Source organism: Microvirga yunnanensis, from assembly GCF_025460875.1.
In genome coordinates this window covers 12,760-33,994 of record NZ_JAMXFI010000082.1, presented here as the reverse complement: position 1 = coordinate 33,994, position 21,235 = coordinate 12,760, and the positions used below count along the sequence as shown (strand labels likewise).

General features: G+C 61.9%; 21 protein-coding genes and 2 pseudogenes. 13 read left to right on the top strand and 10 right to left on the bottom strand.

What is annotated here, in order from left to right:
• A pseudogene (locus NF876_RS43870) lies at positions 1-116 on the bottom strand (IS481 family transposase); the annotation flags it as partial.
• Positions 117-259: 143 nt separating this feature from the next.
• Between NF876_RS43870 and NF876_RS29670 the strand changes: the two are divergent.
• The gene (locus NF876_RS29670) at positions 260-622 is read left to right on the top strand and encodes a DUF1236 domain-containing protein (RefSeq protein ID WP_262271886.1); all 363 of its coding nucleotides are present in this window, start codon (positions 260-262) and stop codon (positions 620-622) included.
• A gap of 62 nt (positions 623-684) precedes the next feature.
• Here NF876_RS29670 and NF876_RS29665 read toward each other — a convergent pair whose 3' ends face one another.
• On the bottom strand, positions 685-1,104 hold the full coding sequence (locus NF876_RS29665; RefSeq protein ID WP_262271885.1) for a response regulator: 420 nt from the start codon (positions 1,102-1,104) through the stop codon (positions 685-687).
• 182 nt (positions 1,105-1,286) lie between these two features.
• Here NF876_RS29665 and NF876_RS29660 point away from each other — a divergent pair, with 182 nt between their 5' ends.
• From NF876_RS29660 to NF876_RS43565, 4 genes are all read left to right on the top strand, one after another.
• Entirely contained in the window at positions 1,287-1,700 is a 414-nt protein-coding gene (locus NF876_RS29660) for a response regulator (RefSeq protein WP_262271884.1), read from the top strand.
• Positions 1,701-1,742: 42 nt separating this feature from the next.
• A complete protein-coding gene (locus NF876_RS29655) occupies positions 1,743-2,180 on the top strand; it encodes a response regulator (RefSeq protein ID WP_262271883.1) in 438 nt (145 codons plus the stop codon).
• A 64-nt stretch (positions 2,181-2,244) separates the two neighbouring features.
• Positions 2,245-2,691 (top strand): response regulator, encoded by a 447-nt coding sequence (locus tag NF876_RS29650; protein ID WP_262271882.1) that lies wholly within the window; start codon positions 2,245-2,247, stop codon positions 2,689-2,691.
• Between the two features lie 182 nt (positions 2,692-2,873).
• On the top strand, positions 2,874-3,131 hold the full coding sequence (locus tag NF876_RS43565) for a DUF6894 family protein (protein WP_373696740.1): 258 nt from the start codon (positions 2,874-2,876) through the stop codon (positions 3,129-3,131).
• 123 nt (positions 3,132-3,254) lie between these two features.
• On the opposite strand, the gene NF876_RS29645 is transcribed toward NF876_RS43565, so the two are convergent.
• Positions 3,255-3,542: a YybH family protein gene (locus NF876_RS29645; protein ID WP_262271881.1), complete on the bottom strand. Its 288-nt coding sequence runs from the start codon at positions 3,540-3,542 to the stop codon at positions 3,255-3,257.
• A gap of 492 nt (positions 3,543-4,034) precedes the next feature.
• Here NF876_RS29645 and NF876_RS29640 point away from each other — a divergent pair, with 492 nt between their 5' ends.
• Complete coding sequence (locus NF876_RS29640) at positions 4,035-4,595, top strand: transglutaminase-like cysteine peptidase (protein WP_262271880.1); 561 nt, start codon at positions 4,035-4,037, stop codon at positions 4,593-4,595.
• 823 nt (positions 4,596-5,418) lie between these two features.
• Here the strand turns inward: NF876_RS29640 and NF876_RS29635 are convergent.
• On the bottom strand, positions 5,419-5,880 hold the full coding sequence (locus tag NF876_RS29635; protein ID WP_262271879.1) for a hypothetical protein: 462 nt from the start codon (positions 5,878-5,880) through the stop codon (positions 5,419-5,421).
• Between the two features lie 374 nt (positions 5,881-6,254).
• Here NF876_RS29635 and NF876_RS29630 point away from each other — a divergent pair, with 374 nt between their 5' ends.
• Entirely contained in the window at positions 6,255-8,423 is a 2,169-nt protein-coding gene (locus NF876_RS29630; RefSeq protein ID WP_262271878.1) for a putative bifunctional diguanylate cyclase/phosphodiesterase, read from the top strand.
• 489 nt (positions 8,424-8,912) lie between these two features.
• Here NF876_RS29630 and NF876_RS29625 read toward each other — a convergent pair whose 3' ends face one another.
• Together NF876_RS29625 and NF876_RS29620 are read right to left on the bottom strand one after the other, a co-directional pair.
• A complete protein-coding gene (locus tag NF876_RS29625; RefSeq protein WP_262271889.1) occupies positions 8,913-11,087 on the bottom strand; it encodes an ATP-binding protein in 2,175 nt (724 codons plus the stop codon).
• Between the two features lie 311 nt (positions 11,088-11,398).
• Entirely contained in the window at positions 11,399-11,626 is a 228-nt protein-coding gene (locus tag NF876_RS29620) for a DUF6894 family protein (protein ID WP_262271877.1), read from the bottom strand.
• A gap of 209 nt (positions 11,627-11,835) precedes the next feature.
• Here NF876_RS29620 and NF876_RS29615 point away from each other — a divergent pair, with 209 nt between their 5' ends.
• The gene (locus NF876_RS29615) at positions 11,836-12,069 is read left to right on the top strand and encodes a hypothetical protein (protein ID WP_262271876.1); all 234 of its coding nucleotides are present in this window, start codon (positions 11,836-11,838) and stop codon (positions 12,067-12,069) included.
• Between the two features lie 6 nt (positions 12,070-12,075).
• On the opposite strand, the gene NF876_RS29610 is transcribed toward NF876_RS29615, so the two are convergent.
• Positions 12,076-12,336, bottom strand: a complete 261-nt coding sequence (locus NF876_RS29610) for a hypothetical protein (RefSeq protein WP_262271888.1) — start codon at positions 12,334-12,336, stop codon at positions 12,076-12,078.
• Positions 12,337-12,757: 421 nt separating this feature from the next.
• On the opposite strand from NF876_RS29610, the gene NF876_RS29605 reads away from it, so the two are divergent.
• From NF876_RS29605 to NF876_RS29585, 5 genes and pseudogenes are all read left to right on the top strand, one after another.
• A complete protein-coding gene (locus NF876_RS29605) occupies positions 12,758-12,895 on the top strand; it encodes a hypothetical protein (RefSeq protein ID WP_262271875.1) in 138 nt (45 codons plus the stop codon).
• Positions 12,896-13,586: 691 nt separating this feature from the next.
• Positions 13,587-16,019, top strand: a complete 2,433-nt coding sequence (locus NF876_RS29600) for a PAS domain S-box protein (RefSeq protein ID WP_262271874.1) — start codon at positions 13,587-13,589, stop codon at positions 16,017-16,019.
• Between the two features lie 174 nt (positions 16,020-16,193).
• Positions 16,194-16,577, top strand: a pseudogene (locus NF876_RS29595) (GTP 3',8-cyclase MoaA family protein); the annotation flags it as partial.
• A 415-nt stretch (positions 16,578-16,992) separates the two neighbouring features.
• Positions 16,993-19,320 (top strand): PBP1A family penicillin-binding protein, encoded by a 2,328-nt coding sequence (locus tag NF876_RS29590; RefSeq protein WP_262271873.1) that lies wholly within the window; start codon positions 16,993-16,995, stop codon positions 19,318-19,320.
• 122 nt (positions 19,321-19,442) lie between these two features.
• Entirely contained in the window at positions 19,443-19,883 is a 441-nt protein-coding gene (locus NF876_RS29585; protein ID WP_315975089.1) for a nitroreductase family protein, read from the top strand.
• Positions 19,884-19,906: 23 nt separating this feature from the next.
• Here NF876_RS29585 and NF876_RS29580 read toward each other — a convergent pair whose 3' ends face one another.
• From NF876_RS29580 to NF876_RS29570, 3 genes are all read right to left on the bottom strand, one after another.
• The gene (locus NF876_RS29580; protein WP_262271872.1) at positions 19,907-20,356 is read right to left on the bottom strand and encodes a hypothetical protein; all 450 of its coding nucleotides are present in this window, start codon (positions 20,354-20,356) and stop codon (positions 19,907-19,909) included.
• 4 nt (positions 20,357-20,360) lie between these two features.
• Positions 20,361-20,615, bottom strand: a complete 255-nt coding sequence (locus tag NF876_RS29575; protein ID WP_262271871.1) for a WGR domain-containing protein — start codon at positions 20,613-20,615, stop codon at positions 20,361-20,363.
• Positions 20,616-20,883: 268 nt separating this feature from the next.
• Positions 20,884-21,186, bottom strand: coding sequence for a hypothetical protein (locus NF876_RS29570; RefSeq protein ID WP_262271870.1), 303 nt, complete (start codon positions 21,184-21,186; stop codon positions 20,884-20,886).
• Positions 21,187-21,235 lie beyond the last annotated feature (49 nt).

Below are 21,235 nucleotides of genomic sequence, written 5' to 3'. Positions count from 1 at the left end.
ATGGTCTCGGTGCTCACGCTGAAGCGCTGGGCCAGCACGCCGGTGGGCTCTCGCGAGCGGGCGATCTCCTGACGGACCGCCGGGGTGGTGCGGGCTTGCGGGTGAAGGGAGTGCATCACGTCCTCCTTCTGCGGCGAGAAGCCCGGCGTCGCAGACCATCGAAGCGCCAAGTATACTCCTCAATCGCACAACGCACCTGATCCCAACAACGTTCCGCCACCAAACAACTAGGCTGACCAGTGGGGCGAGGAGAAAGATCATGAGATCGACAGTGCCGCTCGTTATCGCCGGAATGGTCGCACTTGGCGCGATTGCTCCGGCCTCGTCCCAGCCGACCCAGGGAACTCCGGTTGAAACCGGCGGGCCACGCCCGCTTCCGCCCGAAAAGCAGAAGATGATCCTGGACCAGGTCCGGAGTTCGCCGGACCTGCCGCAAGCTAACCTGAGTGAACCGCTTCGGGTTGGAATGATGATCCCGGAGGAGGTCGAAGTGCTCGAGTTGCCCCAGGATGCAGCGACCACAGTTCCAACGGTGACGACCTACAGCTACATCATTGTGGGCGACCAGATTGCTATCGTCGAGCCGGAGACCCGGAAGGTGATCCAGCTCATTAAGCGCTAGCCCGACTCTTGTGCAGGTTGCTCACAGCCTGTTGCCGGGGTGCTAGGTCGGCTTTTCTCGTGTCATCCTGCTTTGGGAAAGGGCACCACCGTTCCTTCGGCCAAATCTGTCTCAGCCCTGGCGATTCTGGCGGCTTGCGCCCGTTCGGCGGCCGATCGCACATAGGACACCAGGGTCTCGCTGGGACACGGCTTGGCCAGGAACGCGGCTCCCGGTGGCAGGTCCCCGGCCTGCGGCCATTCTCGTCCCGACGTGATCAGGATTTCGGTGCTGGGCCAATGCTCGTGAACCTGACGAGCCAGCGCGTAGCCGTTACGGCCTGGTGGCATTTCCACATCCGAGAGCAGAACGTCCACCTCAACCCCGGCGCTCAGGAGGGTGAGAGCCTCGTCGGCATTGGCGGCCTCGACAACACGGAAGTCGGCTTCGATGAGAATGTCAGCCGTCACCAACCGCACCAGCGGCTCATCCTCGACCAGCAATACGGTTCCTAGAAACGAATGCGACACGGAGCGAACAGAACAAAGAAACGGTAGACTAAAGCGCATCTGCCGCGCTTTGGTTCCAAACGCGTAGTCGCAAGGGGCAAACCATCCCACGCCTTGACGAGAACTCCTACGGCTACCGACCGTTAACCGGCGAACGAGTTGCGTAAGGGGTCGCTATGAGTGCCGCATCAGTCACGACATTGCCGCGTCGAATACCTCCCACCATCCTGGTTGTTGAAGACAACGTCCTGACGCGCTCCGCCATCAGCGTCGAATTGCGAGCCCATGGGTTCAAGGTGCTGGAGGCCAGTTCCGCTGGTGACGCCATCACCGTGCTCGACACCATGCGCGTTGATCTCCTGTTTGTTGATATCCACCTGCCTGGAGAGCAAGACGGATTGGACGTCGCGCGCCACGTGCACACGAACGGCATGGTCACCCGGATGATCCTCACCTCGGGTGTATCGGACGCCTTCAGCATTCCAGACCTTGATGACCTCGGCCCGTTTATTCGCAAGCCCTACCTGATCTCGCGCGTGATCGGTCTCGTCAGCGAAAGCCTCGGCTGGCCCGATCCGACTAAGGCATGAGAGGCTCGGGAACAAAGGCGTAAGCGTGGCGATTAGCCTGGCATGAGCCCAGCCGCTACAAATGCCACGTCCCAATCGGATAGTCCTCTGCACACCGTCCTTGTCGTCGAGGACGAGATCCTGATCCGTCTGGTCGTCGCCGATTACCTGCGCGAATGTGGTTACAAGGTCCATGAGGCGGTCAATGCGGAGGAGGCGGTTGCGATGCTTCAGTCGCCTGACGTGGCAGTCGACATCGTGTTCAGCGACGTGCAGATGCCGGGGGATATGGACGGGTTCGCCCTATCCCGCTGGATCCGCGCGAACAAGCCGGGCGTGCAGGTCATCCTGACCTCAGGGGTGGAGCGGTCGGCTGAGGTGGCTGCCACCCTGTGCGAGGCGGGACCTTTGCTTGAGAAGCCATATCCTCCACAGGATGTGGTCGCCCGCATCAAGCAACTCGCCGCAAGAGTGGAGCGCTCCACCCGCGGCAAGAGGTAGTTCAGGAGGCTTTTTCGGTCCTGCATGACGCGGTACATCCGTCGGGCGGAACCGCGCCCCACCCATGTTCGTTCCCGGCCCTATGAAGGTAAAGCCCCGCGCTCCCATCCTCAATCAACCCGTTGTCCTCCTGGTGGAGGACGAGCCGCTCGTCCGGCTGACGCAGGTCGACATCCTGCGCGAAGCTGGCTTCTGGGTGCTGGAGGCGCAGGACGCCGACGAGGCTTTCGAAACGCTCCGTCAGCGACAGGGTGTCAGTGCAGTTCTCACCGACGTCAACATGCCTGGCTCCATTGATGGCTTTGAGTTTGCCCGCCTCGTGGCACAGGGCTGGCCGGACGTCGGCGTGCTGGTGATTTCAGGTAAAGCCTTTCCTGATGACGGGGACCTGCCACCTACTGCAAAGTTTGTGGCGAAGCCCGTGCATCCTGACGCTCTTGTTGAGCATCTGAACAGGCAGATGGCTCGCTCGCCCCCCTCGACGAATGATCTCCCAGAATCGAGCGAATAGGTGGCTTGTCCGGTCCCTCCGACCGCTCTTCCTTTGATCTCTGATCCCTGCCCTGGCCTATGAGAGGGAAAATGATGCTGAAGGAGCAGGTCCCCCGCCGAATGAACTGACCTGCGGGTGTCACCAAGTACTCCCTAGGAGTGCGTGGCGGGGTAGGAATACTCGGCTACTGTATTAGGGCTATGCCGACCTATGACGTCTACGTTTGGACCAAGTTTCGCCGTCTGAAGTACCCGCGCGGCTTGAACATTCCAAGCCTGGGGGCGGCCCACAGTATTGCGCTTAAGATGGCGCGAGTGTTCATCGGCCTGCAATCGCCCAGAGATCCTCTATCACAGCCAGAACGTGACTTCCTGATTGAGGTGGTGAGCGAGGATGGTCGAACCGTTCTGACGGTTCCTGGGCGATGGCTGGAGCCGGTTCCGAACAGGGCGAGGTAACCAACGCGATGTGCTCTTGGACCGCGCCTCACGTCTTCAGTCGGTTCCCCATGGATTGTCGATCACGAAACGCCAAGAGCCGTCGGCCTGACGGCGCAGAAAGTCCGCATTTTTTGCCGCGAGCTACACGGGTTCTCCGTCTGGCCCAGTGCCCGTGAATGACCAAACCCCAATGACGAGGGCCAGATCGCCGACCTCAAAGATCCTGGTCACTGTGAGATAGAGTTTGCCCTTCATCACAATGAAACCGGCCAGCGCTTCAGGGATAGCCGGCAAGCCGTGTGCGAGGCTCCCAGGCTGTGTCGCAAAAGCGGTTCCAGGCTCATAAAGAGCCATAAGCCTATCGAGATTACCCTTGTTGATTCCCTCGACGATTGATGCCAGGACTTGCTCGGACGTTCCTGTGGACATACCGTCCTCCCCGTTCCAAGGATCCCTAGGTTCGCGTCCCTGACTGCTCCCGTGTCATGGATTGATGGACGATTGCGGTCGTGCCGTCCGTGATCGCGGGAGGTAGGGGAACACGACCCTACGGCTCGGAACAAGCGACATCAAACCAGCGACGCATTCCACACCCGGTCGCGAGATCAGGCTGCGCTGGTCGATGACCTCACCCCGATGAGAGGACCTTCCTCGCGCTTGAGGACGGCCATGGAGGGCTGGTTGGAATTGGAGCAGGTTCTCCTCGTCCTGGATTGAAACACCCTCTGTCACAAAGTAATTTGCGTTGATCGACGGATCTCCATCTGCCGTCATCCCGATTTCTGGAACAGGCAAGCCACGATGCGGCTGCTGAGCCGCCTCATTCTAGGCTTAAAGTCACAGTTAATAGATTCCAAACACAACAAACGAGTCGGGTGCCGCTAAAGCCGGCGCTGACTAAATCGGGTTGGGGGCAATCCTATGATGTCGATCTCTCGCGGCTTGGCCGGTGGCCTTGTCCTCACTCTGGCGATGGCTGTTCATGCCGTACCAGTATTGGCCAAGCCTACTGCACGCGTAGACCTCACGCCCGAGCGGATGTCCGAGCTGCGGCAGATCAACAGCCATGTGAACAACACCATCGTCGAAGTATCCGACATGGAGCAGTACGGGCGCGAGGACGTCTGGACCCTGCCGACGAGTGGCAAGGGAGACTGCGAGGATTTCGCGCTACTGAAGCGCAAGCTGCTCTTGCAGCGCGGGTGGCCGGCCTCGGCGCTTTCTATCTCGGTCGGCACGACCTCATCCGGCGAGGCTCATGCGGTGCTCATCGTCGCCACAGCCAGTGGCGAGTACGCCCTGGACAACCTGACCTCGTCGATCCTGCCCCCTTCGCAGACAGGCCATACGTTCGTTTCACGCCAATCCGGGCGTGGCTGGGTTTCGGCTTCGGGCGCAAGAACCAGCGAGCCGACGGTCGATCTGCCTGTCGCCCGCAGCCTGCCGGTGGCGCAGGCCGGACCTCGCCGACCACGCGGCTGACCCGCTCCCTTCCCAGGTAAGCCGTGGAACTGATCCGGCAATAACATCGTTGCCCGGTTGTGGCCCCTTAGGCCAGAGAAGCCCCTTCCATCGATTATTGCTTGCCCCTGATAGTTCAAGACTATCAGGGGCTTTCGTTTGGGCTTCTGTCAAAGGCCAGGCTAAAGCTAAGGTGCAGCTAGGTATAAAGATTGCCTATCGGTTAACGGACGCAGGCATATCCACACATCTTCTGAAAATATTTCTAGGAATGTGCCGGAACCATGTTCCGAGTTGGGCGTCATCTAGCAACCTGAGCCGCTCTTCTGCGATCAGCCCTCATTAGTACTCTCTTGTTAGGTGAACCATGAAGCGTTCGCATGCTCTCGCTTTGTCTGCGATGACCCTCTTTCTCGCTACCTCGGCCTCGGTTCAGGCCCAGATGCCGAGGTCGGGCCAACAGTGCCAGCCTGCCGTTGCCAATGCGTCCATGTACAGCAACTGCCGCCTCCGCATCGTCCAGGGCGAGGAAGTCTGCCGATGCGCAATCCGTCCGCAGGCGCGGCGTGCAGTAAACCAAGACCTTAGAGCCGAGACGACAGGATCGATCGCGGTCCCCGGAGGATCTTTCCTGGATCGTATCTTCGGCTCTGGCACGAACTCTGTCGCAGTCGGCACTCCAGCGCGATCCGCAGCTGGTTCATCTGCGATTGCTGGTTCCACGAGGGGCAGCAGTGCGACCTCCTCCGGCGCCATGGCGGGTGCAGTCGGGAACCCGGGTTCAGGTAACGCGGCCGGACAATCCGCAGGTGGAGGCCTCGCCGGAGCCGCTCCAGGAGATGCATCATCTGGCGCTTCCCTTGGCGGAAACTCTGCGAGTGGCAGTGGCAGCCGCGGGTCGGCAGGTTCCGGCGGCAATGGCAATGGTGCCGGGACGGGTCATGGCAACGGACCGGGGAACGGAAACGGTCAGGGGCCAGGCAACAACAACGGCCTGGGCAACGGATCGGAGCCGGCCGACAACACCAGTACCGATGTAAAGGGCACCGATCCGTCCAACCCAGGCGGCGGCAACGGCAATGCCGGAGGTGGTGGTCGGGGAGGCAACGGTGGCGCTGGCGGCAACGGCAATGGTGGCAATGGCCATGGTGGCGGAAACGCTGGTGGCAACGGAAACGGCAACGGGGGCGGGCGACGCTGAAGCCCCGTCTGCTGTGGGCTTCCAGCGAGGTCGCCCAGCCACTCCCCTGAGGCTGCGCGCCAGCCATCTGCTCCGATAGAGGCCCTTGGCTGGTTCACCAGCCAAGGGCCTTCATGTTCGAAACGTTATTTTCCATCCTTGCAGGTTCGGTGCGGGCAGCATGAATGAAGTACTTGAGCTGGTATGTTTCGGAAACGAACGGGATGTCGTCCTGCGGGCCACCCCGGAGGGCAGGGGGCTGCCGAAACTAAACCGACCGCGACACCAGAGACGTCTACCAAAAAGCCACCTCTTGCCTGTGCCCATCGGCCACGGTGTAAATTTTTTACCCCCTGCAGATAGAAGGAGAAAAGCAATAATACTGCTGAGGTTCTAGCGTGCCCCGCCCCCTCCCGCGTTCAGGCTTTCGGTTCGCGACCAGGATCCTTATTCCCGTTGGAGTTGTTACGCTGGCCGCCATCGTCCTCTCCGCAACTGGGTTGCTCGTCGCGGCCCATCAGAGTGACAGCATCTCGGTCGAGCGCCAGGTCCGCACCACCCGCCACGCCATCCACAGCAGCGTCTACGAACTCAGCAAGCAGCAGCAGACCATTGCCGTCTGGGATCAAGCCGTCCAGGAGTTGCATAGCCCTTCGACAAACTGGCAATGGGTGAATGACGAGATTGGCGTTTGGCTGTACCAGCTCTTTGGTCACGATCAGGTCTACATCCTAGACCCGCACAATGCGCCAGTTTATGCGATGACCGATGGGGAGCGTGCGTCGGCGGACCAATTCCTCCGGGTGAAGTCCGACCTGCAAACCTTGATCAACGGTGTGCGTGATCCAGTGCATGCCGAACAGAACCGACAGAACCGCAGTCGTTTAGGGCAGGCAAGCAGCGTGGCCGGTTCAGGCGACGAGGTCGATTTTGACGCCCACTTTCTGGAAGTGCTCGGCCGGCCAGCAGCCGCCAGCGCGATGAAGTTCATGCCATCGACCGCGGCTGTCACCCAAGAACGTGGCCGTGAGTTCATCATTGTTTCGGTTCGGTTCCTCGATAGTGACTTCCTCAAGGAGTTGTCCGAGCGAAACCTCATTGATGGTGCGCGTCTGTCACAGCTTGACACAGCAATGTCCAGTGAGAAGGCGTTGCCGCTCACGAGCGACCTCGGCCGACCAATCGGGTACTTCATCTGGACACCGGAACTCCCTGGCACAAAGATTCTGTGGGTCCTCGGACCCATTGCCGGGCTCGTTCTTGCAACCGTGGTCATGATGATGGCTCTGCTCGTTCGCTGGCTCCGGCGCTCCATGCTGGAACTTCGGGCGAGCGAGGCGCATGCCCAGCACCTAGCCTCGCATGACGTCCTGACAGGGCTGCCGAACCGCAGTCTGTTCGATGAACGACTCGACCAGGCCCTTGTTCGCACCCGGCGCGGCGACAAGCTCGCGCTCCTGACGCTCGATCTCGACCGCTTCAAGCAGGTGAACGACATGCTTGGCCATGTGGCGGGGGATATCCTGCTCCGCGAGTTTGCTGGCAGGCTCTCCAGGTTGATCCGTCCCACCGACACAGTCGCGCGGCTGGGAGGAGATGAGTTCGCCCTTGTGCAGACAGGAATACAGGATCGGCATGATGTTGAAGCCCTCTGTGCACGCATTCTTGAGGCTGTGCGCCAGCCGTTTGACCTTCTTGGCCGCCAGGCGGTTGTCGGCGTCAGCATCGGTGTCGTCCTCGCGCCAGAGGCGGGAACGGATCGCGCCGAACTCCTGCGCAAGGCGGATATCGCTCTCTATCATGCCAAGGACGAAGGACGCGACTGTCATCGCTACTTCACAAACTCCATGGATGAGTCGGTCAAGCGTCGCGCCCTCATTGAGGAGGAATTGCGAACGGCACTCGGGTCGGGGGAGGGGTTGAAGGTCTTCTACCAGCCTCAGGTGGCGCGTACCGGCGGCCCCATGATTGGCTTGGAGGCTCTGATCCGCTGGGAGCACCCGACGCGCGGCCTCATCACGCCCGACCAGTTCATCCCGGTCGCGGAGGAGACAGGGCTTATCGTGCCCTTGGGCGAGTGGGTCTTACGGCAGGCGTGTGCGACTTCGCACCGATGGCCGGATCTGTTCGTCGCCGTTAATCTGTCACCCGTGCAGTTCCGGTCCGGTGGCTTCGCGCAACGGGTCATCGAGATCGTTCGGGAGTGTGGCGCCGACCCGCGCCGGATCGAACTTGAAGTCACCGAAGGCACCCTGCTCGACAATGATGAGTTCACGCGCGGTGCCTTGGATCTGCTGCGGAGCGCGGGCTTCAGGATCGCCCTGGACGACTTCGGGACGGGGTATTCGAGCCTGAGTTATCTGCGACAGTACGAAGTCGACAAGATCAAGATCGACCGTTCCTTCATTCAGCACCTGGGGCATGCCGCGGATGAGGACTCCGCTGCGATCATCACGGCGATTGTGACCCTCGGACATACGCTGGGCTTGACGGTCGCGGCAGAGGGCATTGAGACAGAGGATCAAAAGCTTGCCCTTGCAGCGATGGGGTGTGATGAGCTGCAGGGCTACTTGTTCTCACGGGCGCTTCCAGAAGAGGAAGTGGCGGGTCTGCTCTTAAATTCTCATCGCGTCCGAGAACCTGTGTCGGAGCAATCGCCGACGCCTTGAGGGGCCGGCTTGGCGCTGTTGCCGTGATCCTTGCGCTCCTCTTCCCTCGCCAATGCCTCCAGGTGCTCGGCTGTCTCAAGGAGTTGCTCGCGTACCTCGTTGATCGAGATCTTTTCGACAGCAGTGCGGATTTCCTGAACCTGACGGCGGTACTCCGCCACTTTGTCATGACAGGGATGATGCACGGCTTGCCGCCTCCGACAAATCCCAAGCTGATGCACGCCAGCCGAAGGGGCGACGCCGGCGCGACCGGAGTTGAAGGCTCTCCTGATCGGCCGGCGTCGGGGCCTCGCAATCAGGGCGGTCCAGCGGACCAGGCCGTGAGAGGCCGCTGCCATCAGATTACCTCGACAAGCTGCCACGTCGAAGCTCTCCTTTGGCTTATGTTGCTACTCCATCCGCGCGCCCGGAAAGGGCTGGGCCGTTCACCCGGCGAATGAAGCTCCATAGCTGTTTGGCGGGTAGCCCAAAGCTGTCAACTCCAGATAGTCAGCCTTGAGCAGCACCCGCTGGAGCCGATGCCCTGAGGGGCACAACGTTGGCCATCTCAGAGGTACGCGCGGCGGCCTGTTGAATCGCGGCTTCGAGCGCATCCGGCACGTAAGGCTTCCGCAGGACCGCAAAGCCTTCCCTGTCGGCCTCCGCGACGGCCTCGCTGTAGCCGGTGGCCAAGACGACCGCAGTCCAGGGCCACCGCTCGCGGATGGTCCGGGCCAGATCGACACCATCCATCGCGCCCGGCATCACAAGATCAGAGAACACAACGTCGACGCGGACACCCGCTTCCAGGACAGCTAAGGCGTCGTCGCCACTGCGCGAGCTGCTGACGGAGTGCCCGCGCTCGGTCAGCACCGTCTCCGCCATCTCCGCCACCTGCACATTGTCCTCCACCACGAGTATGCTCAGGGCGCGTGGGTTTGCCGGCTTGGGTGCGCTGTCCTGTACGGCAGGCGCAAGCTCATCCGCCGTGGCCTTGGGCAGGTACAGCGTGATCGTGGTGCCGCGCCCTACCTCACTGCGGATGTCGACGGATCCGCCGGAATGCTCAACGAGGCCATAGACCTGCGCCAATCCAAGGCCGGTGCCCTTGCCTATCTCCTTGGTGGTGAAGAACGGCTCGAAGACGCGAGCCAGCACCTCCCGCGGCATCCCCACTCCGGTATCTGACAGAGACAGGGCCACCCCCTCCAACACCTCGCCGTCACGCAGCATCGTGTTCTCGGTTTTGACGCAAAACGTTCCGCCCTTCGGCATGGCATCGCGGGCATTGGCCGCCATGTTGATGAGCGCCACCTGGAGCTGCGAGGGATCGATCCGGACGGGCCAGAGCTGCTCGGCCAGCTCCAGCTCCAGCCGGATGTCGCCGCGCAGGGACTGGACGATCATGTCCTCGGCCTGGGCGATGACCTCGTTGAGGCTGACGGTCTCGGCATGCAGCGGCTGCTTGCGCGCGAACACCAGCAGCTTGCCGGTCAGGGTCCGGGCCTGCTCGACGGCGCCGAGCGCATTGCCGATCAGGCGGCTGCGGCGCTCGTCGTCCTTGGCGCGGCGCAGGAGGTCGAGGTTGCCCATCACCACCGCGAGAAGGTTGTTGAAGTCGTGTGCGATGCCGCCCGTGAGCTGACCGAGGGCTTCCATCTTCTGGGCCCGGCGCAGGCGCTCCTCCACCTCCTCGCGGCGGTGCGTCTCCTGGGCGAGCTGGGCTGTGGCCGCCTGCTCGCGTCTGTAGCGCGCCAGCGCCAATCCGGTCATGGCCGCAAGCCCCGCCATGATGACCAGGGTGATAAGACCATACCGGATCAACTGCTCACGCCAGCCAGCCAGAACCGCGTCCGTTCCAAGCGCATAGCGGACATAGATCGGGTAGCGGTCGAGTTTCTGGTAGGCGATGATGCGCTCGATCCCATCGTTCGAGGAGACGCCGGTGTAGGCGCCGGTGGGGCTCGTCTGGACGGCCTCCATGAACCTGTCACCTGCCCGCGCGGCCTTGGCCTTGGTGCTGGTGTGAGCATCCCGGACCAGGATCGTGCCATCGGCCCGCACCAGGCTCGCCGCATGGTCCATGTCAGGGGCGCTGCGGCGGTAGAGATCCTGGAAGTAGGACGGGTAGGCGGCCACCAGAATGGCACCGGTCAGACGTCCATCAGGGCCAACCAGCGGCCGCGCGACGGTGAACAGGTCATTGCCATTGACGCGCCCACGCAGGGTTTCGCCGACCATGAGCTCCCGCCGCCCAGCCCGGAAGGCCATCATATAGGGTCGGTCGGCAATGCTCACCTGTGGGACAGGGTAGTGGCCGCTGGCGCTCTGGAGCACCCCATCCTGATCCACCACCCAGATCGAGCCGATCTGCTTTTGCTGGGCGATGATGTCTTTCAGCAGGTGGTGCAGTTCAAGCGAGTTGCGCAGGTCGCCCGCTGCCATCGAGGCGACCCGATCCTCGACCCGGTCCATGACCAGCTCATAGGACTCGAACACCTTCTGGGCATGGCCCTGGAGAACCAGAGTGGCCCGTTCAATCGCCTTGTAGGCTTCATCCAGGGCATGGGTTCGGCTGTGCCAGGCAGCGGCACCGAACAGGCTGACGGGAAGCACCAGGGAGACGATGAACAAGACCCAGAGAACCCGGTGAGCCCCCTCCAGCCCGAACCATCGACGCGCCACATCGGGCAAGGTGCTCTCCATACTAAGCCAACTGGCTTCCGTCCCATGATGGGCGTGGTAACGTCTTCTCAGGGTTCTGCCAAGCTTTGCTCGAGGAGGTGCCCCGCAGGCCTTTGCAGCTTAGCCGGACTGCCAAACGCCATTGGGCCGGGAAAGTTCCTGGTCCGGAGGGGCGATGTTCAGACTCCGGAAGGTCGGCCGGTGGCGAGCCTCTTGAGGGTTCAGGCCGAGGCTTCCGCCTCACACGTGCCCGTAGAGTTGGCAAGAGCGGAGCTGGCGTGGTCCCGAGGACTGATCATCCCGTGTTGATGTCAGTGCAGAACCGGCTCCAGCGGGATGGACAAAAGGACCTCACCAGACAGGTCCACGACATCCAGCTGCCAGCCCTGCCAGGATGCGCCGACCTGGATGGCCTCCTCGCGGATGTCCTCGATGGCTTGCAGGGCGAAGTCCCTCGCCGTTGCGAGGTCCAGGATTTCGACACCTGTATCGTCTCCGATGAACTCGTGACTGTTCACCAGATGAAAGTAGCAGCGCATTAACGGTCCACCGGTTGAGCCAGCGCAAGGCTGCCCAACCAATCCATTGAGAAGCTCAAGATCACCGGATCTAGGATCATTTTCTGGTGATTTAGTCGAACCCTTTCCTGCGCCAACTGAACGATTTGCTGATTTGTCTGCGCGGAATAAGTCGGCCGAGCTTCCGTTATTCTTCATTCCGGCACTGATACGAGCCGTCAGGAGGCCCCATGAGCGAGCAGGATCTTTATGTTATCCGCGCGTCGGGAGAGGGCTGGGCCGTTCAACTCGCGGACGAAACGCTTGGGCAGTTCGGTGAGCGGCCAAAAGCCATCGAGGCTGCTGTTATGGTGGCTCAGGCTTCTGCACGGCGCGGGAGGCTCTCGGGCGTTGTGCTGGACGAGGGGGACGACGTAGTTCTGATCTGGGAGCCTGGACGCGACATGTACTCGAAGCTCTCGTGAGATCGATCACTGGTCCTGAGGCCCGTCGCTGCCACGCTCATTCGGTGGAGGCACTCTGGCCCAGACCTCGGCGGCTCGGGCGAGCATCATCGCGACGGCCTCCCGGACGGCTTCGTCAGTAGTGCTGACACGGGCACTTTCCAGGATCAGGCCAAGCCGCCGCCGGTCCAGCCACGGCAAGGCGGCTAGAGTGGACTCAAGGTCCAGCCGGGCAACGGCAGAAACACCGGCACGTTGGGCAATTTCATCCACCTTGGCGGCAAGCACGCTCAAGTGGTCGGCAACATGGCTGGAAGAAGGATCTGACCGAACAAATGGCATTGAATATTGAACGTTGTTTCAAAAGTCCTGCTCCCCAGCCGTCCCCTTGAGGTCCTAGAACGTCCATGCGCGGTCACCGTTCCGCTAATCCTTTATGGGTTAAGGGAGATCTCGGTGGATTTGCTGCCGCATGGTTAACACATCGCGCGGCCTCTCGACCGAGCTCTCGTGACCGACCTAAAATCTCAAGCCGCGTTGGGGTGATGGAGAAAGACTGATTGACGCCGCGGTGAATGAGGGTGGGACAGCGATAAGGCAGAGGGCGACAGCCCTTTCACAGTGTTCGCGCTGAACCTGAGCAATATGTTGCCGCAATTCACTGTGAGGATCCGGCCGACGTGCCAGTCCACCTTTTGCGAGACGGTTCATGACCCAGAAGGATCGCGCTGCGCTTTATGTGCGGATTGGGCTCATCCTGGCAGTCTTCGCCATGATTGGCGGGGTTATTGCCGAACCACTTCTCCGACCTTTGTGGTCGCCGCAGGTGACGGTTGCCCAGCGGTAGCCTTCCGCCCACCTGCGGATCGGTGCCCTCGGCCAAGCTTGCGGACGAGGGGTAGGTCAAATTCACGCCATCGTTCTGGGGCGGCCCGGGTGCATCCGAGCCAACTGAACCCGGCGTCGGACGACCGGCGGCAGCTCCGGCCAATCCACCCAACGCAGGGTGAAAAGGTCATCACCTCTGATTCCAACAATCCGGGCTTCGCACCAGTCAGGGTAGGGCGGATCCTTCGTCAATTCGAGCGAACCCACTTCAAGATCGGCCCAGCCGCAGGGCTGTCTCATCGCGCCGGGGGCTTTCCATATGAAGGCTTAGCCGGTGCGACAGGTCCTGGCGCAGTCAGCTCAGACACAGCAGTACCCGTCGGCTGGTTGGTTGTGCGGTTTTGAAGCTGGAGCCCGCTGTTCAGAGCCGTCGTTTGTAGCTTCAGGAAGAGCGATGGCTTTACGAAGGGCACAAACGCCTTGCCACTGGCGAACACTTGCCCTCGCGGGACACGTGCCGCCCGGGCCTACTAGGCGCGCCAACATAGCGCCACGCTATGCGCAAGAGCCAGTGATCAGGCTGTAGGAGAGGCGTGGAGTTGGTGCTGCACGGGCTTTCACATTGTACCCGCTGTTCTCGTTTGCTATCGCGGCTCCTGAACCAGCTAACACCAACGAATATTGTTCTAGAACCAGCGCGTTTCCACAGTATGACCACCAGCATCTTTAACAGCGGCGTTCCCGTATGGGATGAGACCACCCGACTTGCGGCTCTTCGAGAGAGTGACGTTCTCGATACCCCGCCTGAAACAGCTTTCGACGACGCTGTTCAGGTCGCGGCTCAGGTCTGCCAAGCACCCATGGCGGCGGTGGGGTTCCTGGCCCAGGACCGGCACTGGTTCAAAGCCAAGCTCGGCTTTAACGACAGTCAAATTCCATCCGATCTCTCGATTTGCTCTCATGCCATTCGGCAGCCTGGCCCAGTGGTCATCGGCGATCTCCGAGAGCACCCAGGACTGCGGACAAATCCTTATGTGACCGGACAGCCGGGGTTGCGCTTCTACGCCGGGATCGCCTTGAAGACGGCGGATGGACTGCCGCTCGGCACGTTGTCCGTGCTCGACTGTGCGGCGCGTCCGGAAGGTCTATCGGAGGCGCAGGAGCAGACACTCATGGCGCTCGCCCGGTCGATCGAGCGCGAGATGAAGCTCAAACGGGCCGAGCGGGAGCTCGCCCAGAAGACCGAAATGCTGCGTCGTCTGCATGCCAGCTTCGAGAACTGCATCAAGGTCATCGACCTTGAGGGCAAATTGCGGTTCATGAATGAGGGTGGCTGCCGTGCCATGGACGTAGACGACTTTTCGAGGATTGAAGGCCGCAACTGGCTCGATTTCTGGAAGGGCATAACCGCGGATGAGGCGCGCAGGGCCGTGTTGCAGGCCACAACCGGAGGAACCGGCCGCTTCCGTGGGTTCTGTCCGACTCTGGCTGGGACGCCAAAATGGTGGGACGTGGTGGTCACGCCAATCATGGGCAGTGACGGCAAACCGGATGCACTGCTCTCGATCTCCCGAGACATCACAGGCGTTTATCAGACTGAAGAGAATTTGCGTCAAAGCGAGGAACGCCTTCGCCTCGCTATTGAGACCACCGGTCTCGGCATTTGGGACCTTAACGCAGTCACAGGCGAGCGGCAGTGGAGCGTAGAGGCGCGGAACCTCTTCGGATTTGCTTCTGATGCCAGGATTACGCAGGATTCGATCCTTGAACGGGTCCATCCTGCTGATCGTGATCAACTGACGAGCAGTGTTTACTCCGATCAGCCCAGCGACCGCCTGAACTTTGCGAATACGTTCCGGATTTTCCGGGCCGACACTGGTGAGGAACGGTGGATCACCTCGACCGGGCACACAGTCCTTGATCGGAATGGACGGCCAGTGCGCAAGGTTGGGATTGCTCAGGACGTCACCCAACACGTTGCGGCTGAGGAAGCCCTGCGTTCAAGTGAAGACAATCTGCTTCGGCAAACGGCTCACCTGCAATCGATCCTGGCGACCGTACCGGATGCCATGATTGTGGCCGACGACAGGTCCATTATCACGTCCTTCAGCGCCACCGCCGTCAAGATGTTCGGCTATCAGCCTGAGGAAGTGATTGGTACCAGCGTCAAATTCCTGATGCCGCTGCCGTATCGAGAGAACCACGACGGCTTCATCTCCCGCTACCGTCAGACCGGTGAGCGGCGGATTACTGAGAGCGGACGTGTGCTCGTGGCTCAGCGCAAGGATGGCTCAACATTCCCGATGGAAGTTCATTTGGGCGAGATGCAATCGGGAGGCGCGCGCTACTTCACTGCCTTCATCCGTGATCTGACCGATCGGCAACATACCGAAAAGCGGATGCAGGAACTGCAATCCGAACTGGCCTATATGTCCCGTTTGACTGCCATGGGTGAGATGGCCTCGACCTTAGCCCATGAGGTGAACCAGCCGCTGACCGCCATCACCGGGTACTTGAAGGGCTGCGGCATGATCCTGAGCCGGATGGAAGGTGAGCACGTTGCCATGTTGCGCCATGGCCTCGACGAGGCAGCGGAGGAGGCGCTTCGCGCAGGCGAGGTGATCCGGCAACTCCGAGCCTTTGTGGGACGCGGAGAGACGGATCAGGCGATCGAAAGCCTGCAGAAGCTGATCGAGGAGGCCGGCGCTTTAGCGCTGGTAGGGGCGAAGGACAAAGGGATCAAGGTCGAGTTCGACTTACCTGTGAGAAGTCCCAAGGTGATCGTCAGCCGCGTTCAGATCCAGCAGGTTCTGCTGAATCTCGTCCGTAACGCCATGGAGGCGATGCAGGGCGTGGAACGGCGCAATCTGCAAATCAGAGCAGAGTTGGTCAGCGATGGGACGATGGCTCAGATCTCCATCAAAGACACCGGCACGGGCATTGCCCCAGCCATTCTGGAGAAGCTGTTCACCCCATTCACGACGACAAAGCAAACTGGCATGGGGGTGGGTTTGTCGATCTGCCGGACCATCATCGAGGCACATGGCGGGAAAATCTGGGCGGACTCGACATCTGGAGACGGAACAACCTTCCACTTCACTTTGAGGACAGTGAAGGATGAGGAGATTGCAGAAGCGTATTGAATGACAGCTCATGGGCCGATGCTCGCCGGCGAGGAGGACTCCATCGTCGAAGGCAGCAACCGCCGCGTTGTGATTGTGATCGAGTGTTAGACCCGATGAAGCAGTTGCAGATACCGACGAAGCGTTGTCGGCTGGGTGCACGCATTTGCAGTCCGTTTCACAACCGCTCTGCAACGCTCGTGGCTCTCCCAACGCTACACGCTTCAGGAGCTCGACGACCGCACGGGCGGACCGGCCCGATGCGTGCGGGTCAAGGACACGGTTGGTCGTCTCGGCTTCATAACGCCCTTGACGCATAATTTCTGCGAGAGCTGCAACCGCGTGCGCCTGACCTGCACCGGGCAGCTCTTCATGTGCCTTGGCCACGAGGATATGGCTGACCTGAGAACGCCGTTGCGTTCGTTCGACGGAAACGAGCCCCTTGAGCGGGCGATCGCGGAAGCAATCAGCCGCAAGCCCAAATTACATGACTTCATCATCGACCGCCGCCACCACCGTCCCGCGGTCGGGCGTCACATGAGCATGACAGGGGCTGACGGGGAACCTATGGTCACTTAGCCATCTCGTCGCTTGCTCTGTCCGACACCTCGGATCGCGGCGACGTCCCGGACCGCTTAGGTGGCGCGATCGGGTTCTCCGGATGAGTTCATTGCGGATTCCGGTCTCGTCCTCCCACGGATCGGGACGAAAACCGGCTGTCTCGGGGGCCGGCAGCAGGGACTCTTGATCTGCCACGCTTGGATTGGGCACAAGGCAGCCAGTCCGGCGCAACGCGAATCGCGGAGCCGGGTTGTACAGGCGTAGCAGTGGAGAGCCGAGGATCGTGACGACACCCACCCCAACGTCGGATGAGCCTTCTGGACCCAAGCCGCAAAGGGACATTCTGTCGTTGGCAGAGTCAGTGCCACCACCTGCCCCTTCCCGCGTCGAACGGTTTAAGGCTCAGGTGGCGCCGCTGGGACTGAAAGTCATCATGGAAGGCCGACGGATTGCCGGGATGATCCCGGCACGGACCCGCCCCGCCGCTGCGCAGACCGCCCGCCTGGCCCACGTCGCGGCACAGCGTACGATGGCGATCCTCGGGCCGTGGCGGAAGCCCATCGTCCAAGGCGCAAGGCGTGCCGCTGCGGGAGTGGGTAGGATCCTGGGGCGTATCCGGCTGCGTCACCTCCTGATCGTCACCGGCAGCTTTGCTGTCCTGCTGATCCTGATCGTCGGCTACAGCATCGCCACTCTGCCCTTGGACGGCGGCTTGCAGGTCGACCCGACCCCGAGCGCGCTCGTCATTGAGGCGGACGGCGGCGAGACCTTCGCGACCCGCGGCGTCTTCAAGGGCACCAAGGTCACGGCGGCCGACTTGCCACCCCACCTTGCCCAGGCCATCGTGGCCATCGAGGACCGCCGCTTCTACAGCCATCTTGGCGTCGATCCCTGGGGCATCCTGCGGGCGGCTTGGCGCAACTGGCAGGCCGGCGGCACCCGCGAGGGCGGCAGTACCATCACTCAGCAGTTGGCCCGCCTGATGTTCCTGTCCCCCGATCAGAACCTACGCCGCAAGATCCAGGAGGCCGTCATTTCCCTCTGGCTGGAGAGCCAGCTCAGCAAGGAGGAGATCCTCCTGCGCTACCTGAATACGGCCTACTTCGGCTCCGGCGCGTATGGCGTGGATGCTGCCGCCCATCGCTATTTCGCCAAGTCGACCAAGGAACTCTCCTTAGCCGAGGCAGCGATGCTCGCGGGCCTCGTCCGGGCGCCGTCCCAGCTCGCCCCCACCCGCAACCTCGGAGGGGCCAAGGAGCGGGCCGACACCGTTCTCCAGGCCATGGTCGAGTCCGGAGCGATCACGGCCGAGCAGGCCGAGGCGGCCCGCTCCGAGCCCGTGAACCTGCGCGTCCCGCCCGAGACCCCGCCAGGCACCAACTACTTCGTCGATACGGCGGCCGCCGACGTGCGCCGTCTGCTCGGCGGTGCCTCAGGCGACATGACCCTGCGCTCAACCCTCGATCTGGAGCTCCAGCGGCTGGCGGAGGGCATTATCGAGCGCCGGCTCGACGCCGAGGGGCAGAAGAAGAACGTCTCGCAAGCGGCCTTGGTCGCCCTCTCACCCGATGGGGCCATCCGGGCGCTCGTCGGCGGCCGCGACTACGAGGCGAGCCAGTTCAACCGGGCCACGCAGGCCCGGCGTCAGGCCGGCTCGCTGTTCAAGCTGTTCGTCTATCTAGCCGCGATGCAGAAGGGCTACGATCCCCAGTCCACGGTCGTCGACCGCCCGACCCAGATCGGCGATTGGGAGCCGCAGAACGCGAACGGTCGCTTCCGTGGTCCCGTCAGCCTCCGCAACGCCTTCGCCCAGTCGATCAACACGGTCGCGGCGCAACTCGCCGACGAGGTCGGCATCCCGGCGGTGATCGAGACGGCCAAGCGTCTGGGCGTCCAGTCCGAGCTGCCAGCCGTGCCGAGCCTGGCGCTTGGGTCAGCCGAGGTGACCCTGCTGGAGATGACGCGCGCCTATGGCGCGGTGGCCACCGGCAACCTCGCTCTCGAGCCTTACACCGTCCGATCCATCCAGGGTTCAACGCAGCAGGCCCTGTTCACCCGCCCCGGAGGCGCACCTCGCGTGGAGGGCCTAGGTGAGAGCCGTGCGGCGATGCTCGACCTCCTGCAAGCGGTCGTGCGCGAGGGAACGGGCAAGGCGGCACGCCTTCCGAACCTGCCGGTGGGTGGCAAGACGGGCACCACACAGGAGTATCGCGATGCCTGGTTCGTCGGCTTCACGCCCGATCTGATCGTCGGGGTCTGGGTCGGCAATGACGACAACACGCCGATGAACAAGGTCGTGGGCGGCGATCTGCCGGCCGAGATCTGGCGGGACTTCCTGAGCCGGGCCGCTCCGCTGCTCGCCAAGGACAAGCGACAGGCGCCGGCAGCCCAGGTGGCTGCTGCCCCTACACGTGACCCTGTCCAGGCCGCCGCGGGAGCCGACCTTGTGCGCGGGGTTCCGGAGGTGCTGGATACGGGGACCTTGAGCATCCGTGGCACGGTTGTTCGCCTGGAGGGCATCCAAGGCGAGCGGGGCAACATGGCCCGGCAGCTCGCCCGTTTCCTGCGGCGCCGCGAAGTTGTCTGCACTCCGACTGAAACCGCAGGAGTCCAACGCTGCCAGATCGGGAACTACAATCTCTCCGCCATCATCCTGGCGGCGGGCGGCGGACGCGCGTCGCCGGATGCGGCGGAGGAGCTTCAGGCGGCCGAGGACCAGGCCCGCTCAGCCCGGCTCGGGGTATGGAGGCGAAGACGGTAGACACTGGGGGAACGCGATCCTGCTCACTTTGCACACCGTCTGGACTTGCGAGATCCTGGGTCGCTGAGGGTCGGCCGTGTGGTCTTGGTTCGCCCTTCCCGGGACCCGAGAGGTGATGTGTGATGTCCAGCTCTGAGATGACGTCGAATGTCGGCTTACGTGACGAGAACGCGGATGGCTTAGCTCTTCTTCGACGGATGTGGGCTCGTCGTTCCACTTCGCCCCGGCATCTGGTGGCCCCCGGGCCAACGGACGAAGAGATCCGCCAACTGATGAGAGCCGCATCCCGGGCACCTGACCATCAGCGCCTGAAGCCGTTCCGCTTTCTGACAATCCCCCGCGATGCACGGGAATCCTTGGCTGACGTGTTCGAGGCGGCCGAGCGGGAACTCGATCCAAGCATCGGTGGCGAAAAGCTCGAGCGCGCTCGCGAGAAGGCCCTTCACGCGCCGGTCCTTCTGGCTGTGGTCTCTCGGCTGCAGGCGAACGATGAGGTTCCCGAGATCGAGCAGCGTGCATCGGCCGGGGCTGCCCTGGGCGGCACCGTCAACTTAACTGAGTAAAGGCCGCTTTCCGGCGTTTTCAGCTATTCCCCGGCAGGCCTAAGCTCTTGAAAATGCGTGATGCGTTCGGGGCCTAAACACCGAAAACCGCAAGTAAAAGCGTTAAGTTGACGATGCCTCCCAGGATATCGAAACAGCTGCTTTTTATGTTCGGGCGACATCAATCGGACGAGAGTGTCGAGCAGGGGGTCAGACGGCTCAAGCCCGTATTCCTCCTGGGCCCGCTTGTAGGCTTCGCTGAGATCATGCCCGAGTCCCATCAGCACAGCCATGCGGTCGCCCTTTGCGGCGAGGAACGCCTTCAGAGCCAGTTCTAGACCATGGCAGAGTGAGAAGAACCGCGGGCTGAGGAACTGCGGCTCCTCTTCGAGTTTCCTCGCCGCTCCGATGTAGGACCGCGCAGTCTTATGGAGCTTCCCCGCGTGAATCCCTGGGGGCATGGGGACAAGCCTTGCTTTCTTCCCGTTCGTCATCGCTTTACAAGTCCTTGTACCCGCGCCGCCGCTTCAGAGCGGCCGGCGCTTCAAGCGCTTGGCCCGCCTCGTCCTCGGTCGCGTATATCTCGACCAACTCCTGCCCGTTCGTCCCGATCCGTCCCCAATTGCGCACCAGGCGAATGGTCCCGAACAGATCCCGCTCGATCATGAGCGAGTAGAAGCGCCGGATGCTCTGCTCCGGGTCGATCCGGTGAAGCACGAGATGGAACTGGATAGAGGAACGCTCGTCGTCCATCACGATCCTCGTTTGTTATCAACTGCCAGGCTCCCCCGGCTGAGAAGGAGTTCACGATGGATGACTTCGGCAGGTATTTACCGTGGCTCCTGCTGGCCCTGGGCATTGCGATAACTGCCACAATGTTACTGTATGGACTCGGATACATTCTGTAGACGTTCAAGAACCCGGCTCTGCCGAATGCCCTGCTCCAAGTCGATCCGGTGCAGTACCAGATGGTGCTTGATCGGGAGCGGAGGTCGTCCTTCACGCTCCAGCCTCTTTAACCCTACGGCTCGTCCCACCACGGAGGAGGCTCCGCGCCGAGCTCCTCGGTTGCGAAGGCGGCGAGAAGGTTCATAGCTTGGCCCAGGATAGGCCTGGCGAGAAAGGCAGGCTTGTGGATTGCAACCAGAGCCGCAGGCAGTTCCTCTTCCTCGAGCTTCTTCAGCGCCCGCCACCGCTTTTTCTCGGTTTTATGCTGCATGACGAGCACCGGCAGATAAGCCGCGAGCTGGGTCAACATCTCTTCGTCGCTGCGGGGGCTCTCGAACCGGAAAGGTGGTGGCGTAACAGGATGCTTCTTTTTCATCGGCGCGTCCCTCATAGCTGTAGCGGCCCAAGCCTCTAACTCCGTCCTA